8 protein-coding genes are annotated in these 9,122 nt (G+C 40.0%); 3 read left to right on the top strand and 5 right to left on the bottom strand.

What is annotated here, in order from left to right:
- From tuf to MKL51_RS12505, 5 genes are all read right to left on the bottom strand, one after another.
- Positions 1-1,191, bottom strand: coding sequence for an elongation factor Tu (tuf, locus tag MKL51_RS12525; RefSeq protein WP_005065785.1), 1,191 nt, complete (start codon positions 1,189-1,191; stop codon positions 1-3).
- A gap of 95 nt (positions 1,192-1,286) precedes the next feature.
- Positions 1,287-3,425, bottom strand: coding sequence for an elongation factor G (gene fusA, locus MKL51_RS12520; RefSeq protein WP_002120436.1), 2,139 nt, complete (start codon positions 3,423-3,425; stop codon positions 1,287-1,289).
- A 177-nt stretch (positions 3,426-3,602) separates the two neighbouring features.
- Positions 3,603-4,073, bottom strand: coding sequence for a 30S ribosomal protein S7 (rpsG, locus tag MKL51_RS12515; RefSeq protein WP_001138055.1), 471 nt, complete (start codon positions 4,071-4,073; stop codon positions 3,603-3,605).
- A gap of 160 nt (positions 4,074-4,233) precedes the next feature.
- Complete coding sequence (gene rpsL / locus MKL51_RS12510; protein WP_002050319.1) at positions 4,234-4,608, bottom strand: 30S ribosomal protein S12; 375 nt, start codon at positions 4,606-4,608, stop codon at positions 4,234-4,236.
- A 200-nt stretch (positions 4,609-4,808) separates the two neighbouring features.
- The gene (locus MKL51_RS12505; protein WP_019767918.1) at positions 4,809-6,128 is read right to left on the bottom strand and encodes an EcsC family protein; all 1,320 of its coding nucleotides are present in this window, start codon (positions 6,126-6,128) and stop codon (positions 4,809-4,811) included.
- A gap of 300 nt (positions 6,129-6,428) precedes the next feature.
- Here MKL51_RS12505 and MKL51_RS12500 point away from each other — a divergent pair, with 300 nt between their 5' ends.
- The 3 genes from MKL51_RS12500 (at position 6,429) to MKL51_RS12490 (ending at position 8,851) form a co-directional block, all read left to right on the top strand.
- Positions 6,429-7,658 carry a beta-ketoacyl synthase N-terminal-like domain-containing protein gene (locus MKL51_RS12500; RefSeq protein WP_002120440.1) on the top strand — a complete coding sequence of 410 codons (1,230 nt, stop codon included), beginning with the start codon at positions 6,429-6,431 and terminating at the stop codon, positions 7,656-7,658.
- A gap of 18 nt (positions 7,659-7,676) precedes the next feature.
- Complete coding sequence (hemJ, locus tag MKL51_RS12495; protein WP_002120291.1) at positions 7,677-8,129, top strand: protoporphyrinogen oxidase HemJ; 453 nt, start codon at positions 7,677-7,679, stop codon at positions 8,127-8,129.
- A 161-nt stretch (positions 8,130-8,290) separates the two neighbouring features.
- The gene (locus tag MKL51_RS12490) at positions 8,291-8,851 is read left to right on the top strand and encodes a hypothetical protein (RefSeq protein ID WP_002120301.1); all 561 of its coding nucleotides are present in this window, start codon (positions 8,291-8,293) and stop codon (positions 8,849-8,851) included.
- Positions 8,852-9,122: the final 271 nt, after the last annotated feature.

The following is a 9,122-nucleotide window of genomic DNA, read 5'->3' as shown; positions in this document are numbered from 1 at the left end:
TTATGCAGTTACTTTCGCAACAACACCAGCACCTACAGTACGACCACCTTCACGGATCGCAAAACGTAGACCTGGGTCCATTGCGATTGGGTGGATTAATTCTACTGACATTTCAACGTTGTCGCCTGGCATAACCATTTCAACGCCGTCTTGTAATTGGATTGCACCAGTTACGTCAGTTGTACGGAAGTAGAACTGTGGACGGTAACCATTTAAGAATGGAGTGTGACGACCACCTTCTTCTTTAGAAAGTACGTATACTTCTGCGTCGAATTTAGTGTGCGGCTTGATTGTACCTGGTTTAGCAAGTACTTGACCACGTTGTACGTCTTCACGCTTAGTACCACGAAGTAAGATACCACAGTTCTCACCTGCACGGCCTTCGTCAAGAAGTTTACGGAACATTTCTACGCCAGTTACAGTTGTTTTAACTGTATCTTTAATACCAACGATCTCTACTTCTTCACCAACTTTAACGATACCAGCTTCTACACGGCCTGTTACTACAGTACCACGACCAGAAATTGAGAATACGTCTTCGATTGGCATTAAGAATGCTTTGTCGATAGCACGTTCTGGTTCTGGGATGTAAGAGTCAAGCGCTTCAACAAGAGCAAGAACTGAAGACTCACCATATTGACCAGCATCGCCTTCCAACGCTTTAAGCGCAGAACCACGGATAACTGGAGTGTCATCACCAGGGAAGTCATAAGTAGAAAGAAGTTCACGAACTTCCATTTCTACTAATTCAAGTAATTCTTCATCATCAACAAGGTCACACTTGTTCAAGAATACGATGATGTAAGGTACACCAACCTGACGAGAAAGAAGGATGTGTTCACGAGTTTGTGGCATTGGACCGTCAGTCGCAGCACACACAAGGATCGCGCCGTCCATCTGAGCAGCACCAGTAATCATGTTTTTAACGTAATCGGCGTGGCCCGGGCAGTCAACGTGCGCGTAGTGACGAATTGGAGAATCGTATTCTACGTGTGAAGTATTAATTGTAATACCACGTGCTTTTTCTTCAGGTGCTGAGTCGATTTGTGAGTAATCTTTCGCTTCACCGCCGTAAGTTTTTGCACAGATAGTTGCAATCGCAGCAGTTAAAGTTGTTTTACCATGGTCAACGTGACCGATTGTGCCCACGTTTACGTGTGGCTTATTACGTTCAAACTTGGCTTTAGCCATGATGATCTTCCTTTATAAACTACTCATGGAGGGTCACCCCATGAGCACTTGGTTTTTAACTAAGAAATTAGTTTGGGCTTATAGTAATCGAAAGATTACTCGTCGTCACCTTTTTTACCGCCAGCTTGGAATTTAGCGATGATGCCTTCAGCCACGTTACGTGGAGTTTCAGCATATTTAGCAAATTCCATAGAGTAAGTCGCACGACCTTGAGACATAGAACGCATTTGAGTCGCGTAACCAAACATCTCAGCAAGAGGAACTTCTGCACGAATTGCTTTTGTTCCACCAGGAAGATCGTCCATACCTTGAACCATACCACGACGACGGTTTAAGTCACCCATGATATCGCCCATGTAGTCTTCTGGAGTTTCTACTTCAACTTTCATGATAGGTTCAAGAAGGATAGGATCCGCTTTCATGAAACCATCACGGAAGGCATAAGAACCTGCCATTTTGAACGATAATTCGTCAGAGTCGACGTCATGGTAAGAACCGTCGAATAATGTCGCTTTAATACCAACAACAGGGTAACCAGCTAATACACCATTCTTCATACGTTCTTGAATACCTTTGTCAACCGCGCCAAAGAATTCTTTAGGTACTACACCACCAACAACTTCTTCAACGAATTGGTATTCTTTACCAGCTTCTTCAACATCAAGCGGTTCAAGACGTACATATACGTGACCAAACTTACCTTTACCACCAGTTTGACGTACGAACTTACCTTCTTGTTCAACAGACTTTTTGATCGTTTCACGGTAAGCAACCATTGGTTTACCAATGTTAGCTTCAACACCGAATTCACGCTTCATACGGTCAACAATGATGTCAAGGTGAAGTTCACCCATACCAGCAATAATTGTCTGACCAGATTCTTCGTCTGTACGAACACGGAACGATGGATCTTCTTTAGCCAAACGACCTAAAGCGATAGACATTTTTTCTTGGTCTGCTTTAGTTTTTGGTTCAACAGCCAATGAAATTACTGGCTCTGGGAATTCCATACGCTCAAGAGTAATGATGTTTTTCTCATCACATAATGTATCACCAGTTGTAACGTCTTTAAGACCTACACACGCTGCGATATCACCTGCACGGATTTCATCAAGATCTTGACGTTCGTTCGCATGCATTTGCACGATACGACCGATACGTTCACGCTTAGCTTTAACTGGGTTATAAACCGGATCACCTTGTTTAAGAACACCAGAGTAAACACGTACGAATGTTAAGTTACCTACGAATTTGTCGTTCATGATTTTGAACGCAAGTGCAGAGAACGGAGCTTCGTCAGATGCTTCACGAGACGCTTTAGTTTCGTCTTTGTCGTCAAGGATACCTTCGATCGCTTTAACTTCTGTAGGTGATGGTAAGAATTCAATTACAGCATCCAACATACGTTGAACACCTTTGTTCTTGAACGCAGAACCACAAAGCATTACTTGAATTTCAGAAGCTAATGTACGAGCACGTAAACCAGCGATGATGTCTTCTTTAGAAAGATCACCTTCTTCTAGGTACTTGTCCATTAATTCTTCAGAAGCTTCAGCCGCAGCTTCAACCATTTTTGTACGCCATTCGTTAGACGTATCAACTAGGTCAGCTGGGATATCAGCATATTCAAACTTCATACCTTGAGATGCTTCATCCCAGATAATCGCTTTCATTTCGATAAGGTCAACAACACCCTGGAATGTATCTTCAGCACCAATTGGCACAACGATAGGAACAGGATTACCACCTAAACGAGTTTTAACTTGCTCAACAGCACGGAAGAAGTTTGCACCAGTACGGTCCATCTTGTTCACGAATGCTAAACGAGGCACTTTATATTTGTTCGCTTGACGCCATACAGTTTCAGACTGAGGTTGTACACCACCTACAGCACAGTAAACCATGCACGCACCGTCAAGAACACGCATAGAACGTTCAACTTCGATTGTGAAGTCTACGTGTCCCGGGGTGTCAATTACGTTGATACGGTGTTGTTCGAATTGGTTACCCATACCAGACCAGAAACAAGTCGTAGCAGCAGAGGTAATTGTAATACCACGCTCTTGCTCTTGTTCCATCCAGTCCATTGTTGCTGCACCGTCGTGTACTTCACCAATTTTGTGAGATACACCTGTGTAGAACAAAATACGTTCAGTTGTAGTTGTTTTACCTGCGTCAATGTGCGCAGAAATACCGATGTTACGGTAACGAGTAATTGGGGTTTGGCGAGCCATGATGTCTACATTCCTAAATGTTATATTTAAAACAGGACGCACCAATTAAATTGATGCGCGCGAATATCCAAACAGGCAACTTAAATACCTGCAAAGCCCCCACTTTGATAGAGAGCAATGTTGAATCGAGCTGCTGTACGCATGAATATTCTCCTGAATAAGGCCTGTTTTATCCGCTTAGAAACGGTAGTGAGAGAAGGCTTTGTTAGCTTCAGCCATACGGTGCACATCTTCACGTTTTTTGATTGCTGCACCTTTACCTTCAGCTGCATCAAGCAACTCACCAGCAAGACGTAAAGCCATCGTTTTTTCAGAACGCTTAGCAGCAGCATCTACTAACCAACGCATAGCTAAGGCAGTACGACGGGATGGGCGCACTTCCATAGGTACTTGATAAGTAGCACCACCAACACGGCGTGCTTTTACTTCAACCATAGGACGAACTTTTTCAAGAGTAGTCTCGAAAAATTCAACTGGGTCTACTTTGTTTTTTTCTTGAACGCGTTCTAAAGCACCGTAAACGATACTTTCTGCAATAGATTTTTTACCATCTTGCATTACGTGGTTCATGAATTTAGCGATTGTTTGGCTGCTAAATTTTGGATCTGGAAGGATCTCACGAGCAGCGACTACGCGACGTCTTGGCATTTTAATACACCTAATAATATGACACTTCAGGATGATCCAGCAGTTTGTACAAGTGTCATGTACACGACGCTGGCCTTACTATACGTCGCTTGAATTACAAATCTATGAAGAATTCAAACAAGCGAAACGCTAAAGGGCTTATTCGACTAGTTTCCTAGAATTACTTCTTAGGACGCTTAGTACCGTATTTAGAACGTGATTGATTACGATCTTTAACACCAGCACAGTCTAATGAACCACGAACGGTATGGTAACGTACACCCGGTAAGTCTTTAACACGACCACCACGGATAAGAACAACACTGTGCTCTTGTAAGTTATGGCCTTCACCACCGATGTAGCTAGATACTTCAAAACCTGAAGTTAAGCGAACACGGCAAACCTTACGCATAGCTGAGTTAGGTTTTTTAGGTGTAGTTGTATAAACACGTGTACAAACACCACGACGTTGTGGACAAGCCTTCAACGCAGGAACTTTGGATTTTTCAACCAAAGTCGTACGACCCTTACGGATCAACTGATTCGTTGTTGCCATATGGCAATTCTCCCGTTATTAAAAAACCTTAAAAAGAAAATACCTCTTTTTAAGGGCACATAATTGTAAGCCAAGATGCAAAAATGGTCAACACGGCAATACTTACCAAATGTTGACCATATCAATGTTTGACAGCACGATTTACAAATTTAAATAGAGGCTATTTTTACTTTTTAAACCTTCACTTTGTAAGCGTATTGTTAAGAGTATTTTTTATCTTCTAATATCTCGTCATCATCCTCTGGTGTTAGAGCAGGCTTTTGTTCAGTATGCTCATGTTCTGTCACATGTTTGTCAGCAAGTTTTTCTAAGCCCTTATGAACATTTTCCTGAACTTTCTCTTCACTTTTTTCGCTTTCTGTAGGTTTTAACACAATAGATACTTTCGAGATTACCTCGTGATTTTCTACTTTATGATGATGAGCAGCATGAATATTGCCATCTTCGCCTACATTTAAAAGTCTTGGGCTTGCTTTTTGAATGAGTGTAACCGCAGCATAATAAGCCTGTAGTGGAGATAAATGCTCACTTGGATGTTCGTTTAAATAATGTCTTGCAGCTCCAAAAATTGCCTGAGCTTTATGTCCTACATCTTCTTGTAATTTCCAGCTATATACTGCACTTAAAACAGCCCCTGCAACTGGAATAAACTTACCAAAAGCTGAAAGTTTAGGAATACGATTTAACCATTCCCATTTAAACTCCCCTTCTTCATCTGTTAGCCAGCTCTTTAAAGTATCTATATCTGTGGTTGAACCTAATACTTGCTGAAATTGATGAATATCTTGAGTTTCCAACATATTTCGCAATGTTTTTAAAGCCAACAAGAGAGTTTGTTTCTCTGCAATCAGGCTAATGTCAACTTCTTTAAAAATAAACTCAACAACATCTTGGTCTGCTACCTCCAGCAGATCAAAGCCATGTGACCTTCCTGTCTGGTAAATAGTTCTTAAAACCAAAACCAATGAAACTGGAATATCTACAGCTGCACCAACAACGCCTGATACACCTGTAATTGCACCTTGTACAGTCGCAATGAGCTTGTTTTGTTCTATAAGCGCCTGACTTAGACGTTGAGAACGACCTGTATCTTTAGTTAATTCAAATAAATCTTTAGCACCGGCTTCTTCTAGGATTTTTTCAGTTAAGGTACTTTTTGAACTAAAGTCATTTAACCAATTAAATAAATGGCCTGAGATTTTTTCATCCCAATCTGGCGAAAGAAATGTAGCAACACCATTTACTTTTTTAAAATGTCGACCAAATACCTGACGTGTGACTTTTGGTAAATGTTCTCTTAGCATTTGTTGAGGACTTTCATATTGCTCAACTTCAAATGGGCTTTTTGTTCTCGATCTACCTTCAACAGTTTTTCCAGTTGGGATTGGTTCAATTACCTTACTGACGTCACCTGATTGGTTCTGTTGCAAGATACTCAATCCTGTAGAACTGAGCTTTTTAGCCACTCCGAAGACCTGAGAAAACAAATTGTCAGATTGATTATTATTAAATTTTGTCATCAAGTACCTCGATTTTTTAATTTATCTAATTAGAGATAAATACTAGGTGGAATGTGGATTTATCTCAACTTGAATGTGTGTATTTTAGTTAACCCTAAATGCAACATACTATGTATTTGGTTATTTTTTTTAAATGTAAAATTGTCATAAAGATTTGCCATAAGAAATAAAAATCCTTTCTGCTATCATGTTAACAACGAAAAACATGAGTCCCGTTTTCTTACAGCTATATTCTCCTATTCATTTTCATAGCTGTTGAACACGATAGACTCTTAAATATCACCATAAAGGGACCTGTAGATGAAACGTGTTGTAATCACTGGTATGGGTATTAACTCATGTATCGGTAACTCTTTAGAAGCAGTTACTCATTCACTTCAAAATGGAATCTCCGGGACACGTTTTAACCCAACTTATGCTGAACTCAATTTTAAAAGTCATGTCAGCGCTGCTGCAGAACAAGACTTTGATAATATCGACCGTAAATTAAAACGCTTCATGGGCGTATGTGCGATGTATGCATACAACGCTGCTGTAGCTGCAGTTGAACATGCAGGCCTTACTCCTGAACAACTTGCTGGTAATCCACGTTATGGTATTGCAGGTGGTTCAGGTGGTGGCTCAACTGCTTCTGTTGTTGAAATGACAGAATTATTAGAGACTAAAGGCGCACGTAAAGTGGGTCCATTCTTCGTACCACGTAACATGTCAAACACCATTACTGCAAACGTAGGTGTTGCATTTAAACTACAAGGTATTTCACATACTATTACAAGTGCTTGCGCAACTTCTGCAGATGCAATTGGTTATGCGTACAACTTAATTCAACTTGGCAAACAAGACCTTATGCTTGCTGGTGGCGGTGAAGAAGATCACTGGTCTCAAAGTTTATTGTTTGATGCAATGGGCGCACTTTGCTCGAAATATAACGACTCTCCAGAAACAGCATCTCGCCCATATTCAGCAGACCGTGACGGCTTCGTTATTGCTGGCGGTGGTGGTTTCGTAGTACTTGAATCACTTGAGCACGCGCAAGCACGTGGTGCGAACATTTTAGCTGAAGTAGTAGGTTATGCTGCGAACAGTGATGGCGCGGACATGGTTGCTCCAAGTGGTGAAGGTGCTACACGTTGTGTATTAATGGCACTTGAAGAAGCTAAGCAACATGGTGTAGAGAAAATTGACTATGTAAATACACATGGTACTTCTACTCCAGCTGGTGACATTACAGAACTTAAAGCAATGGAACGTGCATTTGGTGAAGGTAACGTACCTCCTCTTAGCTCAACCAAATCTATGACAGGTCATAGCTTGGGTGCAGCTGGTGTACAGGAGGCTATTTACTCTGTGCTAATGATGCAAAATGACTTTATTGCACCAAACATCAACGTGACTGAACTTGATGAAGGCGCAAAACCTTTCGATATCGTACTTGAAAAACGTGATGCAAAATTGAATACTGTAATGAGTAACAGTTTTGGCTTTGGCGGTGTTAACGCTTGCCTTATTTTCAAGAAGTGGGATGCATAATCCCACCTAGGATTATCGATGGATGCACCTTCTGATGCTTTTTTGTGGGTAAAAGCATTACATATTATTGCCGTGGTTTGCTGGTTCGCTGCTTTGTTCTACTTACCACGTCTATATGTTTATCATGCTATGAGTGAAGATGCTGCAAGTCATCAACGCTTTGAGGTAATGGAACGCAAGTTGTATCGTGGAATTATGTGGCCTTCGATGATTGCTACATTAATTACCGCCCATTTCCTTGTAGAGTGGGGTGATGCAACTCGACATTACCATCAAGCGACTTGGTTTTACCTCAAAGTTGGATTAGTGGCTTTATTAGTGATTTATCATTTGGTATGTGGCTATTATCGTAAAAAGCTCATCGGAAATGCTCACTATAAATCACATAAGTTCTGGCGATTCTTTAATGAAATGCCAACCTTAATTTTATTTGCTGTTGTGATTTTAGTTGTTGTAAAACCTCAGTTTTAACTGGGGCTTTTGCTTTTCTTATCCAAGAATTCTTTTATTCATCCTAATAAAATGCACAATCTATTCAAACAATTATATTTTTCAAAACAGAACTATAAAATTAATCAATTCCCTACCTCTTTATTTAGCAATACCTAATCTATACTATGCTAAAGAAATAGATGAACTCATTTAATGGCAAAGCTATGCTAACTTTTAATGCCTTTAAACGCTTAATCCATACACCATTTATTCTTATTACACTTTTTATTTTCCGTCACCTAAAAAACTATCCGATTAGACATTTGACTGCTCAAGAAAAAATATTAGCGCAAATGGTTTTCGGTGACATGCTTGATTGCGAACGGCCTAAAATTATTGCTACGCGCTACCTCCCTTGGCAGAGTTGCGGTATTTTTATGGCCCCCAATGGGAATATTTATGTCAATCCTGCTGATTACAGTGAAAATTACGCTCTAGAGTCTAAGTTTATGCAGGGTATTTTTATTCACGAACTCACACATGTCATGCAATATCAAAAAGGCATTCATGTACTATTTAAAGGTGCTTTATTACAATCAGCCTATTACCTAAGCTTTAAAAGTTACAATCCCTACAAATACACCTATCACCCTGACAAGGCATTTAATACGTATAATATTGAACAGCAAGGCGAAATTGCGCGCGACATTTGTTCTGGAAAAATCCCAAATATTATCTGTTCACCTCAACTTCATTTGTAACTAAATAATCAATCCCGCTGTGAACGTAACATTTTTTGCGTAATGTAAATGAGAATTCTTATAAATCAGAAATACTTATCTAAACTATAAAAGTGGGCTTATTCAATTCAAATTATTGAAAAAAATAGAACAGACTTATTCCAAATTAGCTTGTGATAAGGCAGTATACAAACAATAAAAATAATGAAGCCTGTTTCTATTCTATACAGAAAATCTCGTTATTTTTACGCAGAAAATATGGGATTGGTATATATTATTGATCTTGACATTT

Origin of the sequence: Acinetobacter sp. AOR18_HL, assembly GCF_027855145.1 — a bacterium.
Lineage (GTDB): Bacteria > Pseudomonadota > Gammaproteobacteria > Pseudomonadales > Moraxellaceae > Acinetobacter > Acinetobacter pittii.
Note: the sequence above shows the minus strand (reverse complement) of the source record. Positions and strands in the feature narration are given on the sequence as shown.